The organism is Vallitaleaceae bacterium 9-2 (assembly GCA_038396585.1).
In the GTDB taxonomy this organism is placed as follows: Bacteria; Bacillota; Clostridia; order Lachnospirales; family Vallitaleaceae; genus UBA1351.
Genome location: CP121691.1, coordinates 1,441,516 through 1,462,168 on the forward strand (window position 1 = coordinate 1,441,516; position 20,653 = coordinate 1,462,168).

Annotated in this window: 19 protein-coding genes; 13 read left to right on the forward strand and 6 right to left on the reverse strand. The window is 36.4% G+C overall.

Annotation, left to right across the window (positions count from 1 at the left end; genetic code table 11):
* Positions 1–21: 21 nt before the first annotated feature.
* From QBE53_06805 to QBE53_06815, 3 genes are all read left to right on the forward strand, one after another.
* Complete coding sequence (locus QBE53_06805; GenBank protein WZL82812.1) at positions 22–1,029, forward strand: LCP family protein; 1,008 nt, start codon at positions 22–24, stop codon at positions 1,027–1,029.
* A 23-nt stretch (positions 1,030–1,052) separates the two neighbouring features.
* Positions 1,053–2,066 carry an NAD-dependent epimerase gene (locus tag QBE53_06810; protein WZL82813.1) on the forward strand — a complete coding sequence of 338 codons (1,014 nt, stop codon included), beginning with the start codon at positions 1,053–1,055 and terminating at the stop codon, positions 2,064–2,066.
* Positions 2,067–2,223: 157 nt separating this feature from the next.
* Positions 2,224–3,636: a sugar transferase gene (locus QBE53_06815; GenBank protein WZL82814.1), complete on the forward strand. Its 1,413-nt coding sequence runs from the start codon at positions 2,224–2,226 to the stop codon at positions 3,634–3,636.
* A 34-nt stretch (positions 3,637–3,670) separates the two neighbouring features.
* Here the strand turns inward: QBE53_06815 and QBE53_06820 are convergent, their stop codons facing one another.
* Entirely contained in the window at positions 3,671–4,267 is a 597-nt protein-coding gene (locus tag QBE53_06820; GenBank protein WZL82815.1) for a cytidylate kinase-like family protein, read from the reverse strand.
* A 31-nt stretch (positions 4,268–4,298) separates the two neighbouring features.
* Positions 4,299–5,651 (reverse strand): MarR family transcriptional regulator, encoded by a 1,353-nt coding sequence (locus QBE53_06825; protein ID WZL82816.1) that lies wholly within the window; start codon positions 5,649–5,651, stop codon positions 4,299–4,301.
* Positions 5,652–5,815: 164 nt separating this feature from the next.
* On the opposite strand from QBE53_06825, the gene QBE53_06830 reads away from it, so the two are divergent.
* A complete protein-coding gene (locus QBE53_06830; GenBank protein ID WZL82817.1) occupies positions 5,816–6,199 on the forward strand; it encodes a metallopeptidase family protein in 384 nt (127 codons plus the stop codon).
* On the opposite strand, the gene QBE53_06835 is transcribed toward QBE53_06830, so the two are convergent.
* A complete protein-coding gene (locus QBE53_06835) occupies positions 6,192–7,550 on the reverse strand; it encodes an MATE family efflux transporter (protein WZL82818.1) in 1,359 nt (452 codons plus the stop codon). The two genes, QBE53_06830 and QBE53_06835, sit on opposite strands and share 8 nt — an antisense overlap.
* Before the next feature lies 1 nt (position 7,551).
* Positions 7,552–8,724: an MFS transporter gene (locus QBE53_06840; protein ID WZL82819.1), complete on the reverse strand. Its 1,173-nt coding sequence runs from the start codon at positions 8,722–8,724 to the stop codon at positions 7,552–7,554.
* Positions 8,725–8,916: 192 nt separating this feature from the next.
* Here QBE53_06840 and QBE53_06845 point away from each other — a divergent pair, with 192 nt between their 5' ends.
* From QBE53_06845 to QBE53_06860, 4 genes are all read left to right on the forward strand, one after another.
* On the forward strand, positions 8,917–10,338 hold the full coding sequence (locus QBE53_06845; GenBank protein WZL82820.1) for an ISNCY family transposase: 1,422 nt from the start codon (positions 8,917–8,919) through the stop codon (positions 10,336–10,338).
* Positions 10,339–10,579: 241 nt separating this feature from the next.
* The gene (locus QBE53_06850; GenBank protein ID WZL82821.1) at positions 10,580–11,746 is read left to right on the forward strand and encodes a nucleotide sugar dehydrogenase; all 1,167 of its coding nucleotides are present in this window, start codon (positions 10,580–10,582) and stop codon (positions 11,744–11,746) included.
* A 19-nt stretch (positions 11,747–11,765) separates the two neighbouring features.
* Positions 11,766–12,548, forward strand: a complete 783-nt coding sequence (locus QBE53_06855) for an HAD family hydrolase (protein WZL82822.1) — start codon at positions 11,766–11,768, stop codon at positions 12,546–12,548.
* A gap of 44 nt (positions 12,549–12,592) precedes the next feature.
* Positions 12,593–13,036 carry a VanZ family protein gene (locus QBE53_06860; protein ID WZL82823.1) on the forward strand — a complete coding sequence of 148 codons (444 nt, stop codon included), beginning with the start codon at positions 12,593–12,595 and terminating at the stop codon, positions 13,034–13,036.
* Here QBE53_06860 and QBE53_06865 read toward each other — a convergent pair.
* Positions 13,026–13,847 carry an AraC family transcriptional regulator gene (locus QBE53_06865; protein ID WZL82824.1) on the reverse strand — a complete coding sequence of 274 codons (822 nt, stop codon included), beginning with the start codon at positions 13,845–13,847 and terminating at the stop codon, positions 13,026–13,028. The two genes, QBE53_06860 and QBE53_06865, sit on opposite strands and share 11 nt — an antisense overlap.
* A gap of 121 nt (positions 13,848–13,968) precedes the next feature.
* On the opposite strand from QBE53_06865, the gene QBE53_06870 reads away from it, so the two are divergent.
* Positions 13,969–15,270 carry an alpha-glucosidase/alpha-galactosidase gene (locus tag QBE53_06870; protein ID WZL83272.1) on the forward strand — a complete coding sequence of 434 codons (1,302 nt, stop codon included), beginning with the start codon at positions 13,969–13,971 and terminating at the stop codon, positions 15,268–15,270.
* 12 nt (positions 15,271–15,282) lie between these two features.
* On the opposite strand, the gene QBE53_06875 is transcribed toward QBE53_06870, so the two are convergent.
* Complete coding sequence (locus QBE53_06875) at positions 15,283–17,487, reverse strand: glycoside hydrolase family 3 N-terminal domain-containing protein (GenBank protein WZL82825.1); 2,205 nt, start codon at positions 17,485–17,487, stop codon at positions 15,283–15,285.
* 118 nt (positions 17,488–17,605) lie between these two features.
* Here QBE53_06875 and QBE53_06880 point away from each other — a divergent pair, with 118 nt between their 5' ends.
* The 4 genes from QBE53_06880 to QBE53_06895 all read left to right on the forward strand — a co-directional run bounded on the left by QBE53_06880 (position 17,606) and on the right by QBE53_06895 (position 20,581).
* Positions 17,606–18,481 carry an AraC family transcriptional regulator gene (locus tag QBE53_06880; protein ID WZL82826.1) on the forward strand — a complete coding sequence of 292 codons (876 nt, stop codon included), beginning with the start codon at positions 17,606–17,608 and terminating at the stop codon, positions 18,479–18,481.
* Positions 18,482–18,505: 24 nt separating this feature from the next.
* Positions 18,506–19,342, forward strand: a complete 837-nt coding sequence (locus tag QBE53_06885; protein ID WZL82827.1) for an SDR family NAD(P)-dependent oxidoreductase — start codon at positions 18,506–18,508, stop codon at positions 19,340–19,342.
* A 103-nt stretch (positions 19,343–19,445) separates the two neighbouring features.
* A complete protein-coding gene (locus tag QBE53_06890; GenBank protein ID WZL82828.1) occupies positions 19,446–19,946 on the forward strand; it encodes an ECF transporter S component in 501 nt (166 codons plus the stop codon).
* A 128-nt stretch (positions 19,947–20,074) separates the two neighbouring features.
* A complete protein-coding gene (locus tag QBE53_06895) occupies positions 20,075–20,581 on the forward strand; it encodes a hypothetical protein (GenBank protein ID WZL82829.1) in 507 nt (168 codons plus the stop codon).
* Positions 20,582–20,653 lie beyond the last annotated feature (72 nt).

Below are 20,653 nucleotides of genomic sequence, written 5' to 3' on the forward strand. Positions count from 1 at the left end.
GGGTAGAAATGAGGGATATTTATGAATAAACGCAAAACAATATTGACGATAGTCTTTAGTTTTATCGGAGCGCTTCTTCTTATTATTATATTAACTTTTATATTTTCAAATACAAATAATATAGAAGGATCGGACAATAAAAAAAGTGAAAACCTTAATGAAGAAAAGATAGTTAGTGACTATCAAGATACTATAGCAGACAATGGGCTAACTTTGGATGTGGAAGTTCCTGTAGACAATACAATATCGCCAAGTGAAAAGCCTGAAAAAGTTGAAGAAGATATAAGAATGTTTTTGTTCTTGGGTATTGACCGTACAGAAGAAAGAGATTCACAATATAGTATTTATCGTGCAGATAGTATTTCAGTTTTGCGAGTGGATGTGGCTAATGCATGGGCAAAAGTCTTGTCTATACCTAGGGACACATATACCTATTTACCGATTAGGGAAAAAAATGATAAAATTAATCATGCGTACGCATTTGGGACATTAAAAGGGCGAGCAGAAGTGAGTATGGTAGAAGCGGTTAATTTGTTACTAGAAGAAGAAGAAATGCGTAAATATTTTACCCTTGAGATGGAACCGATTGCAACAATTGTAGATCAAATTGGGGGCGTATGGATTGATGTTGAAGTAGATATGCATTCACATGGAGCAGATTTGTCAAAGGGATATCAAAAACTTGATGGAGAAGAAGCCTTTGATTATGTACACTGGCGATATTCAGGTGATGGTGATATCGGGCGTATACGACGACAACAACAATTTGCAGTAGCACTCCTTAAAAAACTATCAGAAGAGTATAGTGATACAGATCTTACAAAATTCTTTATAAACAACAGTGAATATACAAATACGAACATACATGTTAACGAATTAGCTGAAGTGACGCTTGCTTTATCCAAAATTGAAGATATAGAATTTAAAACTTTGCAAGGAAGCTCTATAAAAATAGATGGAATATATTATTGGAAATTAGATGAGGACGAACTAGAAGAAGCACTGACATGGTTTTATGACAATAAATAAATATAGGGAGAGAGGATAAAGAAATGCAGAAAATTTTAGTAACAGGTGCGGTAGGCTTTATTGGGTTTCACTTATCGAAGCTTTTATGTAAGCAAGGATTTGAAGTTGTAGGTATTGATAATATCAATGACTACTATGATACGGCACTAAAGCAAGGGCGACTGGATATATTACTAGAAATTGAACAGTTTAGATTTGTAAAGATGGATGTAACAGATGATGTGGCTATTAATACACTTTTTATGGAGGAAGGATTTGATTATGTCGTTCATTTGGCAGCTCAAGCTGGCGTCCGATATAGTATTGAAAATCCAAAAGCGTATATTGATTCGAATATTGTTGGATTTATCAACGTGCTAGAAGCGTGCCGACATTATCCGGTTAAACATCTTTTATATGCATCATCAAGCTCTGTATATGGTGGAAATCAAAAAACACCTTTTTCAACTGAAGATAGCGTAGATCATCCAGTAAGTTTATACGCTGCTACGAAAAAATCTAATGAGCTGATGGCACATACATATAGCCACTTGTATAACATTCCAACAACAGGATTACGTTTTTTTACTGTCTATGGGCCATGGGGAAGACCTGATATGGCTTATTTTTTGTTTGCAAAAGCGATAGTTAATGGCGAGGCAATAAAAGTTTTTAATCAAGGAAAAATGGAAAGAGATTTTACTTATGTGGATGATATTGTAGAAGGAATATCAAAGTTACTTGAACATCCACCACATAAAAACAAAAAATGGAGTGAGACGGATGGAAAAGTGAGTGAAAGTTTTGCTCCTTATAAAATATACAACATAGGTAATAATCAGCCAGTCAAGCTTGAGTATTTTATCAAAGTTATTGAAAATGCTCTTGGCACAAAGGCTGAAAAGGTTTATATGGACATGCAGCCAGGGGATGTATATAAAACATTTGCAGATGTTAGTGACTTATCGGAGACAATTGGCTTTAAACCTCAAACAACGATAGAAGAAGGCATTAATAACTTTGTTCAATGGTTTAAAGAATTTTATAAAATACAGTAAAATATAGAAAATTAAAAGATTGCACCAAAGATATCTGACAATTAAATAACGCAATAAGAAATTGACAAATTCTTTGGATGGGGCTATGATAAGGTTATAGAGATAGAGAAGATTAGAGAGTAATTTAATGAGTACGTAAAGGTAGTGAGGTGGTAAGATGCTAAGGTGGAAGATAAGAATACGTAAACTTACCTATGTATTAGCAGACTTAATCTGCATTTTGGCAGCATATATTTTGGCAGAGATTGCATACTTGGACTTTCAACTCGGAGTATTGACATTGACAGGTTTAGAAAAAATATCGTTTGTAATGTTAGTTGCTTTTTTTCTAATTACTTTTTTCTTGATTTTTGATATATACACAATTACGATTAAAAATTATGGAAATATGTATGTTATGACAGTGTTGAAAATGATGATTTCTCTTCTAGGGACAAATATTTTGCTGGGTGCAGTGATGTTTTACTTAAAAGCAAATTTATCAAGATTGTTTTTGTTAGACTATATGATTGCGCTAATTACATTGGTATTTATTAATCGACTTATACTAAGAAAGTTTTCGTATATCGATGTTAAAGACTATAAACATAGTAAGAATATACTAGTTATTGGATGGTCAAAACGGGGCGAGACATACATCAATGAGATTAAAAGGCATAACTATTTAAATTTTAATTTAGTTGGCTATGTAAGTATCAACGAACCAAGAGAGTATAAAGAACTTAAGCACATTGCAACGCTTGAAGAACTTGATTATATTGTTGATCAGTATGTTATTGATGAAATTGCTGTTGCGCGTCCATTAAGTTATGATGAACGTCTTAGAGATGCATTACATATGTGTCAAGATATGGGGATTACAATAACGATGCTTCTTGATATTCAAGATACACACACGTCAAAAGCCCAAGTCGCAATGGTTGGAGATCTACCAGTTTTAAAATTTCATGTAGTCAGCTTAAATGAAAGCCAATTATTTGTAAAACGTATTATTGATATTTTTGGAAGCTTGATTGGTATGGTTTTATTTGGGCTTGCTTATATCATTGTAGGACCCCTCATTAAGCTTGAAAGTCCAGGACCTATTATCTTTAAACAAGATCGAGTAGGTCAAAATGGACGTGTCTTTAAAGTGTGGAAGTTCCGCTCAATGGGCGTCAATGCCGAAGCTGAAAAAAAGGCGCTAATGGCCTCAAATGAAATGCATGGACATATGTTTAAAATGACAGATGATCCAAGAGTTACAAAAGTTGGAGCCTTTATCCGAAAAACAAGTATTGATGAATTACCACAATTTTATAATGTGTTAAAAGGTGACATGAGTTTAGTGGGAACACGACCACCAACGGTGGCGGAAGTCAAAGCATATGAAAAGCATCATCGACGTCGTATAAGTATTGTTCCCGGAATTACAGGTAAGTGGCAAGTATCTGGAAGGTCCAATATTGAAGATTTTGAAGAGATTGTACGATTAGATTCGGAGTATATTTCTGAGTGGTGTGTATGGTTAGATATAAAAATTTTGTTTAAAACGATACTTGTTGTATTTAAAAGAGATGGAAGTCATTGACTTCCATCTCTTTAATTTTTGTATCAGGATAGGATTATTTGAATTTTGATTGATAGGTTTTAATAAGATGAACTAAAAAATCAACGCTTTCATCAATACCAATACTACTATCAAGAGTGACATGGTAGTTTTGTGATTTTCCCCATTTTTCTTGTGTAAAGTAATTATAATAGGAAGAACGATTTTTGTCTTGCTTATGAAGGTAGTCTTCCCAATTCTTTGCTGTTTCATTGTATTCATGCTCTAAGCGTTCAATACGTGAAGCGATGGGTGCATGAATAAAAATATTGATACAGTTTGGAAAATCCTTTAAAACATAATCAGCGCAACGACCGACAATAACACAAGAATTTTTGTTGGCTAATTCGCGAATTGTTTTTGACTGGGCTAAAAAGATTTGATCAGTTGCAGGCAGTTCTTGTTGGGTCATGTAAAGATTAGTAAAAAAACTAATGCTTTTCTTTTGCTCCATTTTGCTGACAAAACTTTCAGCATATCCAGTTTCATCTGCGGCTAAGCGAATCAGTTCTTTGTCATAAAAATTGATTTGAAGTTTTTCAGCAATTTTTTTTCCTATGAGTCGTCCTCCTGAACCGTATTGCCTTGCGATGGTCACAACATAATTTTTCATGATGATGTCCCCTTTCTTTGATATAAAAATACTATTGAATGAGTGCAGATAGTCGAGCAATCTCTATATCTGTACTGATTTTTGTCTGGAAGGATGCATTGTTAAGTTCAATATTCAATGTAAGTAGGTTTTCCATTGTTTCATCCGTTTGTATGGAGAAATCTTGAATATAGTCTAGCGGGATAAAGGTTTTTCGATAACCATAATCCGCATCCTTTTCAGATTTTACTTCTTGAACACGACTGAGAATAATCAGCTCTATTCCATTGGTTAAAAACATGGAATCTTGTAAAACCGGCTTGCTAATCAAATCGCTAAAAAAACTAAAGGCAGTTGTTTTTTGACGAATCAATTCAATAAAGGGTTGATATTCAATGAGTTTCACCTGATCTGAAGCCAGTTCAGACAATAAGATGGTTTTAAAAATAGGGGAGTGAATACTGACATGTTCATCAAGAGCTTCAATATCAAGGTGCTTAGGCTTATCATAATAACGTTTGCGAATATCCGTGACTAACTTTTCAATAATTTCATGTGACACAGGATTATAAATAATGGAATAGGCTCTATCGGAGGTAGTGATAATAAGTTCTCCAAAAAGCAATTCTTGAAGAGATTGTATCATTAAAATCTCAGATAGAAGAATCGAAGTTTTTTGGATTGTATTGGTTTCGGTTCGGTCAAGGAGTATAAGTTCATCTTGAAAAAATGTAACAACATGATCATATAAAGGCATTCCAGGCTTGGCGTTACGGCGTTCTATTGGGCGAGGAATCTTAAAGGCATATGTAGCTTTTAGAATAAGGTCTTTTTCATGTTCAAATTGGGGTGGTACTTCAGTAGAATCATTGATCATTGCTATCCAAGGTCCAAATTCGTTGTATTCTTTTTTTATAATATCCATATGAATCCTCCTTAATAAATCATAGTTTATATTATCGATAGCTACATTTAATTTTTGGATTATGTTTTGGATATATTGCGGATTAATATCTGTTTCAATAGAAGTAATTAAATACTCATAGAGTTTTCGCTTTTCAAGGTGACGTAAATGAATAAAGTCATGCCCTTTAGAAGTTGGAAGGATTAAGTAGGTTCGCTTATCATCTTGAGAAATCTTGCGTCGAAGATATCCTTGGGTTTCTAAACGATTAAGAACGCTTGTAAGTGTGCTGTTGGGTAGCGTGAGTAGTTGATTGATTTGTTTTACTGAAAGTTCATCATGATAAGTAAACAATTCAAGTACATTGGATTCGAGAGTGCCTAATTTTTTACGTCCCGAAACAGGAAATTGGGTTTCGATGGTTGTCTTGTAGAACGTATTGGTTTTGTAAACCAATCGAATGATTTCATCAATCCAATGCTTGCTATCAAAATCCATCATGTCGCACCTCTTTTCGAATAATAAATAATACGAATATCGTAATATAATTATAACACACCCTATACATTTTTTCAATGGAACAGAAAATAGCTTAACAAAAATAACTTTATTTTTAAGATATAAGATGCTATGCTAAGATAAATATACGCACTTAAGGAGGTCCTATGATTACAATAGATGAAATGGAAATATTAATAGAAGAAATAGTGGAGAGTTTGCCAGAAGATTTGTTTAAAGGCCTTAATGGCGGCGTTATTTTATTACCGGATGAAAAAGAAAATAAGAATAGTCAAAAGAATGATTTATTTATTTTAGGGGAATATCATTCAGGTGGGGTTATGGGAAGATATATTGCGATATACTATGGATCGTTTATGCGCCTATATGGACATCTATCTATAAATAGATTAAGAAAAAAACTCATGCATACTATAAAGCATGAGTTTACCCATCACCTGGAGTCACTGGCAGGAGAAAAAGATTTGGAGATTGATGATGCTGTAAAGATGCAAAAGTACCTGTCAAAACACAAAAAGGATGCTAACTAGCATCCAGTTCTTTATCCAGTTTATGACTTAATAAAAATGGAATAAAAACAAAAGCCGTAACGATAAAAGTAAAAGCATCGGCAATAAGTTGAGAGCTTAAGATGCCATCAGCATCAAAGAACAAAGGGGCAATAAAAATTGCCGGGAGATAAAAAATGCCCTGGCGAGAAATGGATAATATCAAGGATTCAATGCCTTTGCCAATGGCTTGATAAAATATGCTTATACAGTTGGTTACTGCAAGCAGAAGAATCGAACCTGCAAAATATTTAAGACCGCGTATACCATATGCTGTTACCGATGGCGAGGCTTTAAAGATATGCATAAATATTTCGCCCCCAAAAATCAAAAATAGACTAGAAATAAAAGCCAGAATAAGGCTGATGGACAAAGTGTATTTTAGAGCATCAAGAATACGCTTTTTGTTTTTGGCTCCAAAATTGTAGCCGACGACAGGCTGAAAACCCTGACCGATTCCAAACAAGATATATGTTGGAATCATTCCAATACGAAATACAATGCCTACTGCAGCCAATAAGTCGTTTCCACCATATAAAAATGCACGATTATTTAAAAAACCAATAGTGATGCTAAAGAGGGTTTGTCGTAAAAATGTTGGGATTCCAACTTTAAAAATCTCTGTATACATAGCAAGAGAAGGTTTAAAATTCGAAAGTTTTATGGAAAGAACAGAACGTTTCATTAAGTAATGTGACAAAAGAATTAAGAAGGAAAAACCCTGTGAAAGAGCGGTTGCAAACCCTGCACCTGAAACACCCCAGCCAAAGGTAAAGATAAACAGTGGGTCAAGAGCAACATTTAAGACTGAACCGGCAGCCATTCCAAGCATAGATAGCTTTGAACTACCTTCAGAACGCAAGATGTTATTCATAGTCATATTACCCATAGTGAATATGCTACCAATAATAATAAAAAATGCATAATTTTTTGAAGTCTCAATAATTGAATCATTGGCGCCGAAAAGATAAAGTAAATTCTCTAAATTAAGTAAGCTGACAATAACAAAGACTAGCCCTGCACCGACGGCAGTGAAAAAAGAGACGGATGTTGTGATTTGGGCTTTTTTCATATCATTTTGTCCAAGTAATCTTGAGACATAGCTTCCACCACCAATGCCAAAAGCTAGTCCAAAAGCTGAGGTAAGCATCATGATAGGAAGAACGACTTGGGTAGCGCTTGTAGCACTTGTTCCGAGCCATGCAACAAACATAGTATCAACAACATTATATATGGCCATAACAAGCATTCCTATAATAGCAGGAATAGACATTGTATTGATTGCCTTAGATATTTTTGTGTCACGTAGTAATACAATTCTTTGATCATCCATTCTATGTATCTCCTTTTATGCGATTGAGCTTTGTTGTACTTAACAATATGAAAACTAAACAAAGCAGAATAAATGGCGGAAATATGCTCATACTAGTGTTTTGAGCGATCACACCAAAAAGTGGAGGTAAAGTTGCACCACCTAAATATGCCGCAGCAATTTGATAGCCTATAATATCTTGAGAATGGGCTTTTCCAAAACGCTCCGGTGTTTCGTGAATTAGACTTGGAAAAATAGGCGCAAAGCCTAAACCAATAAAAACCAAACCTACAGGAATTACAAAATTAGGTAAAGGTAAAATAAGCATCAAAACGCCGAATAGACTAACAACAATACCGTAGAAAACGAGCTGTTGATTGGATAGTCTAAAAGAAATAAAACCGGAAATAAATCGTCCCAGGGTTATACCGCCATAGTACATGGCAATCCATGTAGCAGCCATACCAATGGAGATGCCTCTAATCTGAACAAGATAACTACTTCCCCAAAGACCAACAGCTGCTTCTCCAGCTACGTAAAACAAAAAAGCAATGAGAGCAAAAGGTACGCCTTTTATACGTAGTTTTTGGGTAAAACTTATTGAACGGTCGGGTTCCACATGCTCTTGAGTTGCATGTGTAGTGGTGTGATGCATCTTCCAAAGAGGGAGGCTAATCAAAAGGATAAAAGCCAAGATCAGCTGTATGGATCCTATAAAACGGTAGCCATATTGCCAGGTACTCATAAGAAGATACTGTCCCATAATAATAGGTCCAATGGTTGCGCCAACGCCCCAAAAAGAATGCAACCAGTTCATATGATGGGATTTAAAGTGAAGTGAAACAAAGTTATTTAAAGCGGTATCAACACTACCAGCGCCAAAACCTAAGGGGATTGCGAATAGAAAAATCCATGAAAAAGAAGGAGACACGGATATGCCAAGGAGTGCTCCTGCGGTCATAAGACAACTAAGAAATGTAACCTTTCCCGTGCCAAAGCGTGCAATGATGCGCCCGCTAAAAAGACTGGATAAAATCGTTGAACCAATTGTAACTGTAGCAATCATTCCTGCATAGTCTAGCGGAAGAGACCACTCTTCACGAATCATTGGCCATGCAACACCTAATAATGAGTCGGGGAGTCCCAAACTAATAAAAGCTAAATAAATAATAAATAGTAATAATATTGTCGTCATTTCGCACCTCATCTTCTAACCTTATATAGGTGCTATAGTAAGCTTTTTCTTATGTTTTGTCAAGTGATTGATTTGTATATTAAATTACGTCTGATTCATATCTGATAATGTCTTAAGTAACCACATTTGATTATGTCCCAAAGGGAAAGGATGTCGTATAATAGAAACTCACTAAACGAACGAGGTTATATTATGCGAAAAATTGAACTTAACATGAAAGAACATCACAAATATGAAATTATCAAGAAACTTGTTGAAACTAACGGTAACAAACTCAATGCTTCCATCAAGATCGGCTGTTCCGTTCGCCATGTGAACCGAATGATTGCCGGCTACAAAGCAAACGGCAAAGGTTATTTCCAGCATGGTAACAAAGGGCGAAAGCCTAGCATCACACTTGATGACGAAACCCGTCAGAAGATTTTGGATCTCTACCGCAACAAGTACTATGATGCCAACTTCTCACATTTCCAAGAACTCTTGGCAAAGTACGAACATATTCAGGTTTCTGCCACAACCATCAACAACATTCTAAGTACCGAATTCATCCTATCACCCAAGGCCAACCGAAAAACCAAACGAAGGATGAAGGAAAGGCTCAAGGCTATGAAAAAAATGGCAAAAGCGAAAAAGGACATCAAAAGAATCGACACTGCCTTGGTCGACATCGATGATGCCCATCCCCGCCGTCCCCGCTGTTCCTTCTTTGGTGAAATGTTGCAGATGGACGCCTCCATCCACCAATGGTACGGTCAGACAAAGTCCCAACTTCACATCGCCATCGATGATGCTACTGGCTCTATTGTAGGCGCCTATTTCGACGAACAGGAGACACTTAACGGCTATTACAACGTATTCCATCAAATCCTATCCAATTATGGAATTCCCTATATGTTTTATACCGACCGACGCACTGTTTTTGAATACAAACAAAAAAGATCCGCTTCTATCGAAGCCGATACCTTCACTCAGTTCAGTTATGCTTGTCATCAGTTGGGAGTTGATATTAAGACCACCAGTATCCCCCAAGCCAAAGGTCGGGTTGAACGGTTGTTCCAGACTTTGCAATCACGCCTTCCAGTCGAACTTCGACTGAAAGGTGTGACAACGACTAAGCAAGCCAACGTATTCTTGAACTCCTACATAAAAGAATACAATGCTCAGTTCGCAATAGACTCCAAGCATATCAAAAGTGTCTTTGAAAAGCAACCCCCTCAGGAAAAAATTAACCTCATTCTTGCCGTGCTTTCTGACCGCAAAATCGATAATGGTCATTGCATCCGTTACAACAAGCATTATTACATGCCAACAGGTCGAGATGGTTTGCCTAAGCACTTTTATAAAGGTACTAAATCTCTAGTTATCCAAGCTTTCGATAACCAGCTCTATACTTCAATCAATGATGAAACCTATGCCCTAAGGCTCATTCCTGAACATGAATACTCTTCGATTAACTTTGACAGCCTATCAAAAATATCCGAGCCTAAGAAGCAAACCATTCCCCCTATCAACCATCCATGGCGCCAGGCTACATTTGCGAACTTTGCAAAACAGCAACGCCATCGGATTGACTTTGAGTCTGCCTGCTATACGCAGGAAGTACTGTCCAACTAGGACGACTCCGGTGCCTGCCTTACGGCGAGGATGGGGACGAAGCACCATAAAGAAAAAAGCCATGCACCTGACAGTGCTAATTATTAATTTTTTTTGGGACATTCTCAAAAACGGTTGACAGTGATTGATTTGTATATTAAATTACGATATAATATTGCTATTCACAGGCATATATAATAAGTAGAAACTAAGGAAAATTTACGGTATATAAACCAAAAGGACAAAAAAAAGGGAGAAAAAAATGAAAATTACAATCGCAGGAACGGGATATGTTGGTCTTTCTAATGCAATTTTACTTGCACAAAATAATGAAGTAATTGCATTAGATATTATTCAGGAAAAAGTGGATATGATTAATCAAAGGCAATCGCCAATTATTGATCCTGAAATTGAAGACTATCTTAAAAATAAAGAATTGAATTTAACGGCAACAACAGATAATTTTTTGGCATATAAAGATGCTGAGTACGTCATTATCTCAACACCGACAAACTATGATCCGGATAAAAATTATTTTAATACGCGAACGGTAGAAGCGGTTATTGCAAATGTACTTTCAATTAATCCAAAAGCGATTATGGTTATAAAATCAACAGTTCCCGTAGGATATACAGAGACGGTTAGAGAAAAATTTGATACAGATAATATTATTTTTTCACCTGAATTTTTAAGAGAAGGAAAGGCTTTATATGACAATTTGTACCCATCCAGAATTGTTGTTGGAGAAAAGTCGAAACGTGCAGAAGTTTTTGCCGACTTGTTACAAGAAGGTGCCCTAAAAGAAGAAATACCTGTTCTATATACAGATTCAACAGAGGCAGAGGCGATTAAATTGTTCGCCAATACATATTTGGCTCTTCGCGTAGCATACTTTAATGAGTTAGATTCATATGCGGAAGTTCGTGGATTGGATACAAAACAAATTATTGAAGGTGTGGGGCTAGACCCTCGTATTGGAACGCACTACAACAATCCTTCTTTTGGATACGGTGGATATTGCTTGCCCAAAGATACAAAGCAGCTATTGGCAAATTATTCAGATATTCCCCAAAATATTATGTCAGCTATTGTGGATGCGAATCGCACACGCAAAGACCATATAGCGGATATGATTATTAAGAAAAATCCGGACGTTGTCGGGGTGTATCGATTGACCATGAAAATGGATTCGGATAACTTTAGGCAATCCGCCATTCAAGGCGTCATGAAAAGGATTAAAGCCAAAGGAATAGAAGTTGTTGTTTTTGAACCTGCATTACAAGAAGAGACGTTCTTTAAATCAAGAGTGATAAAAGACTTTGAAGAGTTTAAAAGGATTTCGGATGTTATTGTAGCCAATCGACTATCAAAAGAATTACTGGATGTAAAAGACAAGATTTACACAAGGGATTTGTTTTCTCGGGATTAGCAAGAGTTAGGAGAAGCTCATGGAACGAAAAATGTTTTGCTTTGATTTAGACAATACATTGCTCAATCATAAAAAATATAAGATATCCGAACGTATCCTTCATGCGTTAGAGAGGCTAAAGCAACAAGGGCATATTGTTGTACTAGCCTCAGGGCGGGATTTTGATACACCTAATAGTAAACCCTTTGCTGACATGATTAATCCTCAAGCGATTGTTCATGCCAATGGATTAAAAGTAACGGCAAATGCGGAACTGCTTTTTGAGCATTATTTTGATAAGCAGTTAATGAAAAAGGTGCTTGATTATGGAACGTATAATAACCTATGCGTTGGTGCGTCCATCGAAGGCGGAGAATACTATACACATTATGAAATTATACGTGAATTTGAAATCAACATGTATGGATATTGTCATAAGACGTATCACGAGTCTTATGAATTATTAAATCGACAGGTCCATTCATTGCATATTGTTGCCGATAAAGAAGAAATTCTTGAGTTGGTTCGAGAGATTCAAGGTTTACATTATTTTTTGTTTAATGGAAACTTTGGTGCAGATTTAATGGATGTTGTTTGGTCTAAAGCAGAAGGAATTCAAGTACTTCATGATTATTACGGCATGACGTGGGAAGATACGATTTGCTTTGGTGATAGTATGAATGACTTGTCAATGATTCAAAAGGCAAAGCGAGGTTTTGCCGTTGAAAATGGGACCCAAATTTTAAAAGATGCTGCGGATATGATTATAAAAAGTGTTGATGAAGACGGTGTTGCTTTAGCAATAGAGACTTTTTTTCTATAATGATATAGGCGCATTGATAGCTCAAGTCAAGAAAGTGTGAATAAATGTTTAAGAATAAATTTAAATTACGATACTGGATTTTGCCTATTTTTTGGATGGGACTTATTTTTATGTTTTCTCATCAACCGGCAACACAGTCAGGAAAACTTAGCTCTTCAATTACAGAGAAAGTACTTCAAGTACTTGAGAACTTTGTTCCAAATATAACATCAGAGCTAGACTGGTGGCATGGATTCATTCGTAAAAACGCACATTTTTTTATATATTTTATTCTAGGGATTTTATTAATGAATCCACTAAAAAAATCACAGGTGAAACGTCCCTATACAGCAGCATTTGTCATATCAGCATTGTATGCGGTTAGCGATGAGACGCACCAGCTGTTTATTGAAGGAAGAGTAGGAACGATTTATGATGTACTTATTGACACATCAGGTGCATTAACAGGGCTCTTATTGTATAAGACATATAAAAAAATTACGCATTAAATGTTATACTACGTCGGTGTTTTCGATACTCAGAAGGCGAAACACCGATATTTTTTTTGAAGATTTTTGAAAAATGGTAAGGGTTTTCATAGCCAATTGAGTTACCGATAGTTCCAATGGCAATATTTGTTGTCGCAAGTAAATATGTGGCTTGTTGCATACGATAGCGGATAAGATAATTTTGCGGTGAATAGCCGGTATATTTTTTAAAAAGCCTGGAAAAATAACTGCGTTCAAGATCGACATAGGAGGTAATATCATCCACACGAATATTTTGAGTATAGTTTTTGGCGATATAATTACAGGCTGAATCAACATAAGGATCACCTTGGGTGGATTCGCGTAATGCAATAAAGTCCGTTGAACCGTTGAGTTCTTGGAATAATTCATCAATAATCAGATGGAGTAACCCAGTGCTTTTGTAATAGGAGCTTAGTGCTCGGGTAGATAGATCGGTTAACTGGGTGATATATTGCCATAACATGTGGGTGTCATTAAAACTTAAAATGGGATGATCAACATCGATGCCAATATTTTCAAGTTGCCAAACGACATCCGTACTTTTAAAACCGACCCAGTAATAATGCCAGGGGTCAAAGGCATCGGCTTCATAGTAGGTGATCACATCAGGAAAAATAATAAAGGCCTGATTCTTTTTGACAAAAAAGGTCTGATTGTTGACGTGAAAGGTACCACATCCTTCTTTGATAAAATGTATTAACACATGGGTCCGGACAAACGGACCAAAGCTATGTTTGGGTGCGCATATTTCTGAGCCTTTATTAAAAAGCTCCAAAGGTTCGTGAGACATTTTCTCCTCCAAAATCACATAAAGACAAATTTAGGTCACATTTTTCAATGTTCATTTTACTCTGTTTTGATTAAAATAACAATAGATATAACAATATTCATTGACTAATAGGAGGAAAATGATGACAAAAATTACGTTTATGGGTGCAGGAAGTACTGTGTTTGCAAAAAATGTGTTAGGGGACTGTATGGTCACTGACAGCTTACGTGATGCAGAGATTGCATTGTATGATATTGATGAAAAACGCCTAAAAGAATCCGAGATGATTCTTAGAAATATTAATCAAAATTCAAATGCAGGTCGAGCAAAAATTATAACGTATACGCAACGAAAAGAAGCGCTTCGTGGAGCAAAGTATGTTATTAATGCTATTCAAGTTGGAGGCTATGATCCGTGTACAATTACTGACTTTGAAATCCCTAAAAAATATGGGTTACGTCAAACCATTGCTGACACATTGGGAATCGGAGGAATATTTCGAGCATTAAGAACGATTCCGGTGATGTTAGATTTTGCAAAAGATATGGAAGAAGTATGCCCAGATGCTTGGTTTTTGAACTATACAAATCCTATGGCAATGCTTACAGGTGCCATGTTAAGAGCCACATCTATAAAGACGATTGGATTGTGCCACAGTGTTCAAGTGTGCCCGCAAAATCTTTATGAAGGCTTAGGTTGGGAAGAAGATAAAGAAATACAAACACTTATTGCCGGAATTAATCATATGGCATGGCTTTTGGAGATAAAAAAAGATGGCGTGGATTTGTATCCAAAGATAAAGGAGCATGTAAAAAACAATGGATTACCTCAAAAAGATGCTGTTCGCTTTGAGATGATGCAAACATTTGGATATTATGTAACGGAGTCAAGTGAACATAATGCAGAATATTTGCCTTATTTTATCAAAAGTAAATACCCAGAACTGATTGAACGTTATCATATCCCATTAGATGAGTACCCACGTCGTTGTATAAAACAAATTGACGAATGGAATAAAACGCGTGAAGAACTGTTAGGTGATGTAAAATTAACACATGAAAGAACCCATGAGTACGGTTCTTATATTATCGAGGCGATGGAGACAAATGTACCATATAAAATAGGTGGAAATGTCTTAAATACAGGATTGATAACGAACTTGCCCTATGACGCCGTTGTTGAAGTCCCTTGTATGGTCGATGCATCAGGTATTTCGCCAACCTATGTTGGAAAGTTACCAGAACAATTAGCTGCGTTAAATCGCACCAATGTGAATGTGCAGCTTTTAACAATAGAAGCTGCACTGACACAAAAGCGTGAATATATTTATCATGCGGCGATGCTCGATCCCCATACGTCGTCGGAACTATCCATGGATGAAATCAAGAATCTTGTTGATGATCTTATACAAGCCCATGGAGACTGGCTGCCAGAATATAGATAAATATCCAAAGTATTAGTCATGTAATGTAAAAGGCATCGCATCATATGTGGCTGAGTTTGGACCAATCATAACAATAAATTGTCCGGGTTCAGATTGATAATCCATTGTAGCTGTGTAGAATCTAAGCATTTCTTCAGAAATGACAAATTCAACAGTTACAGTGGATTGTTTTTTTATATGGATTTTTTCAAATCCTTTTAATTCTTTTACAGGACGTGCAACGCTACCTGCACAATCTCTAATATAAAGTTGAACGACTTCGCTGCCATCAAATTTTCCGGTGTTGGTCACATCAATTGAAGCAGTGATGGTATCGGTATAGCCCATTTCACAACTGGATAACCTTAGGTTGCTATATTCAAAAGTTGTGTAGCTTAAGCCATAGCCAAAAGGATAGAGTGGACTATTTGGCTGATCGATATAGTGAGAGCGATAGCGAAGCCCAGGATCATATGCCTTGCCATATGTATAGTGCTCAGTTTCCAAAGGACGGCCTGTATTAAAGTGATTATAGTATAGAGGAATCTGACCGACACGGCGTGGAAAGGTCATCGTAAGGTGTCCGCTTGGATTGATATCGCCAAAAAGTATGTCAGCGATAGCATTACCGCCTTCAGTACCTGGAAACCAGGCTTCTATAAGGGCAGGAACGTTGGCATCAAACCATTCTAGGTCTAAGGGGCGACCATTGAATAATACGGCAACGGTTGGTTTGTTAATTTCTAAGATGACTTGAGCTAATTGTTGCTGTATATGGGGAATCTGGATATTTCCACGATTGGCGCCTTCACCGGACATATCTTGACTTTCACCTAACGCTAAGATGATAACATCTGCATCTTCAGCTATTTTTTTTGCGTCGTGAAAGGTTGGATCATCTGCTGTAAATATGTCACATCCTTTTGAAGTGGTTACAATCCCATCAGGTCCAAGTTGATTTTTGATGCCTTGAGTTAACGTAACGGTATCCTTATTATCACCAAGAGCGTTCCACCAACCGAGTAAATCACCAGAATCTGCATGGGGACCAATCACGGCAATGCGTTGTGTCGTCTTGGATAATGGAAGTATATTATCATTTTTAAGTAATACCATTGTCTCGCTTGCGACTTCTCTAGCTTCTGCGCGATGAGCAAGAGACAGGTGAAGTTTTTTTTCTTCTTTTTCGTTAGCAAAACGGTAAGGATTATCAAATAAACCTAGATCTTCTTTTAATTGGAGAATGCGTAAAACAGCAGTATCTAGAAGCTCAATAGAAATTGTTTTGTCCTCGACTAAGTTTTTTAATTGAGTATAATAGATGTTTGATGTCATCTCGATATCCACACCGGCAGTGATTGCTTTGTGGGCACAATCATAGCTATCTGTAGCTGCACCATGAACAAGTGCTTCATAAATAGAGTCCCAATCAGATATAATAAGTTTGTCATAGGCCCATTCTTTTCTCAAAATAGTTTGAAGAAGAAATGTGTTAATACTTGCCGGAATTCCATCATATAAATTGAAAGAAGTCATAATCATAGAACTGCCGGCTTCAAGTGCTGCGCGGTAACCGGGCAGATAATATTCACGAAGCCAACGCTCTGAGATATCGACTGTATTATAATCACGACCGCCCTCAGCAGCTCCATACGCAGCAAAATGTTTTGTGCATGCAACCATCGAATAGGGTGAAGCATATGTATCGGTTTGAAAACCTTTAACCGTCGCACTGGCCATTAATCCGTTGAGATAGGCGTCTTCGCCAGGGCTTTCCATGACACGTCCCCAACGTGGGTCGCGTACCAAGTCAACCATTGGGGCGAAGGTTACGTGTTGACCGCTGACACTACCTTCAATAGAGGCAACACGAGCACAGCGCATTGCAGCTTCAGGATTCCATGATGCGCTAAGGGCAAGGTTAATGGGGAAGATGGTCTTATACCCATGTATAATATCATACATAAATAATAACGGAATGGATAAACGATGATTTTTAATATAGTCGGATTGAATTCGAATCATATCAGCGGCTGTCTCAACTGAAAGAAAAGAGCCTACATTATAGAGGTCCTTTTTTTTCATAAGTACTTCACCGGTAGGACCTGTGAAATTTTCTGAAGCATCTTTTTTCCCAATAAGCCCCTCATATGTTGAAGGGTGAATTTGAATCATTTGTCCGATTTTTTCTTCTAAAGTCATTTGTTGTAGTAAGTCTTGTATGCGTTGACTAAACATAGCAACCTCCATTTAAAAATAATGTTATTTCGTTGGGTTTATGATATAGTAATATAGGAGAAAAACATATAAAATGTTCGCAAATGTTAAAAATCTTGTGATGAAAAGAGTGAGAAATATGCATATAAAAAATATTGTGATTGATGCGAGTGAACTGAATCCGACCCTCATGCGCATGTATTTTTTTAATCAATCTCAAGAGTATTTTCCAGGTGAAAAACTTGAAAAACGTCATGTTTTGGATTTTGAATTTGAATTTTTTACGGAAAGTACGGGAGGGATGTATATTGATGATACATATTATACGATTCAAGCGGGGGATGTTGTTTTAAAAAGGCCAGGTCAGTTTACACGTGCTGTCATGCCATATTCATGTTATCTATTAGGCATTGACCCGACAGATAGGGCACAAAAAATCCAGCAAAGTACGCCGTATATTATGAACGGATACTTTGTTCCCTATTATAGGCACCATATTCTTGATCAACTACCGACTCGAATGCATCCAAAACAGCCGCAGATTTTTGCAGGCTTATTTGAAGAAATATTAAAGGAACGTCTAAATCCTAGTAAAATAAGTACAATTAAAATCAAAAATCTGATCATGTCGATTATCATTCACATGTATGAAGAAACGGTTGAAAATAATGTGAATCAACCATCACCATATCGCAAAACATTTCAATTATTTAAAGAATATGTAGAAAATCATTTGGATGAGCAATTAACACTTGATCAAATCGCAAAACAATTGAAAGTGAGTCCGGCGCACTTTCATAAAATTTACAAAAAAACATTCCAACAAACACCGAATGAATATATTCTTCAAGAGCGTCTGAAAAAATCAAAAGAGCTGTTAATTCGATCGGATCAAAAAATTATAGATATTGCACTTACTATCGGCTTTGCTTCAGCAACATATTTTTCGACAGTGTTTAAAAAATATGAAGGGATGACGCCGCGAGAGTATAGAAAACAATATACATATTATTAATATACACAGAGAAAGGAGAACGTGATGAAAAAGAAAAAAGTCGCGCTTGTAGTAGGGGCATCCTCAGGGATTGGAGAAAAGGTCGCTCGGCGCCTTGCTACATCTAAGTGTATAGTTTATGGTGTGGCAAGACGAACCAAACGCTTAGAACACCTAAAAAAGGCAGGCGTACATATAGCTTATATGGATGTGACAAAGACAGAATCAATTGAAGCGGTTATCCGACATATTCTAGATCAGCATGGATATATTGATATTGTTATTAATAACGCAGGTTATGGGGAATATGGTATACTTGAAGAAGTGTCTATTGAGAATGCCAAGCAACAGTTTGATGTTAATCTATTTGGAGTAGCTCGTGTCAACCAGTGCGTGCTACCTGTGATGCGTAAGCAAAAAAGCGGACGTATTATTGTTGTTGCTTCATCAGCTAGCCACGTAGCCACCTTAGGCTCAGGTTGGTACGGGGCGTCAAAACATGCCCTAAAAGGATTGGTAGAAGCCCAGCGAATGGAAGTATACCCTTTTAATATTCAACTCGTTCAAATAGAACCGGGACCGATTAAGACGGAATTTGAAACAACTGCAATCGAGACATTAAATGCTCAAGAAGCTATTGAAGACTATAAGGAATTAAGATATAATTACATGTGGTTCTTAAAGCATATGTTTGCCAAGGCACCAAGTGCTTTTTCAACAGTGGATACAATTGTTAAAGCATCCCTAATCAAAAAACCTAAAAACACCTACCGTACGACAGGCTCAGCAAAATTGCTTCCCATCCTTAGAGGTATTCTTGGAAGTCATATGTATTTAAAAAGTGTTCATCATGTGATTTTGCGTAAAGGAAGAATAAAGTGACAGTGTTGCACATAGCTTGACAGACGGTTCATAATCATAAAGTTGAATGCGAGACAAATAAAGTTTTGTTATCGTACAAATAAGCAAAAAAAAGGAGTAAACAATGAAAACAAACAAATTAACAAGAAGTGCTATGTTACTTGCATTAACCCTCGTTTTTCAAATTGGTTTTAGACAATTTGCGCAACCTTTAGTCGGTCCATTAGTCAATATGATGCTTTTATTATCGACAATGATTGTCGGAATTCCAATGGCTATCGTCATAGGGTGCTTAACGCCTATCATTGCTTTTTTATCTGGAATAATGGGGGTCTTGCCTTTGGTTCCGATGATTGCTGTTGCCAATACAATATATATAGTTGTTTTTGGATTAATCATCAAGAAAAAAGAAGGCATACTATACGAAGCAATTGCTTTAGCTTTAGGGGCAGGGGCAAAGTTCCTCTTTCTATTTATTGCAGTGCGCACGTTACTTCCGTTATTTATTGCACAGGTTAAGCCACCAGTTATTGCGGCATTTTCATTCCCACAATTATGGACCGCGCTTATTGGAGGTCTACTAGCACTTGTTATTATTAAATTATTGCCTAAATCAATGCAATAATTTCGAATTCGTCAAAAATTCATAAATTATTCATATTAAGTTCATAAATCTAACATACCATGAAAATAAGTGTTTAATATCATAGGATGATTATGTGCTGTGTTATTAAAATGGTGGGAGGGAGACGAATGAAAATAATATTGTTTTATGCGACAAAAAATCCTGAAGCTATAAAATTGATTCAACACTTTAACGATAAAATCAAAGAAAAAGGACATGAGGTTACTTTAATTGAAGCAAATAAATACATGCAATTAAATGCATCGATTGATCTTTCTGAGCCGGATACAATGTATGGCTTTGGAATATCGGGTTTAGATGAAGCGTCTAAACGAGAAATTTTATGTTTGGCTAAGATGTTAAAGAATAGATATGTCAATAAGCCAGCGTTTATATATTCAGGAACACATAAGGATTTTCACAAAACGAAGCGTCAATTGCACAAGATTTTAAAAGATAAAAATTTTGATGTTGTCATTAGTCAAGTTAAGACATATAATTTGGTTGAAATGGAAAAAGTAATTGAACGATTACACGATGTATATCGAAAATATTATTTAAGTAAAAGCCGCCAAAGGGATAAATCGATATTGTCTTGCGACATATGTGAGGTTTGTACAGAAAAAACAGAATAAAAAATGTAAATTAAAATAGGCTGTCCACATTTGTGTGGGTGGCCTTTTGTGGTATAATAGTAAAAAAAGGGA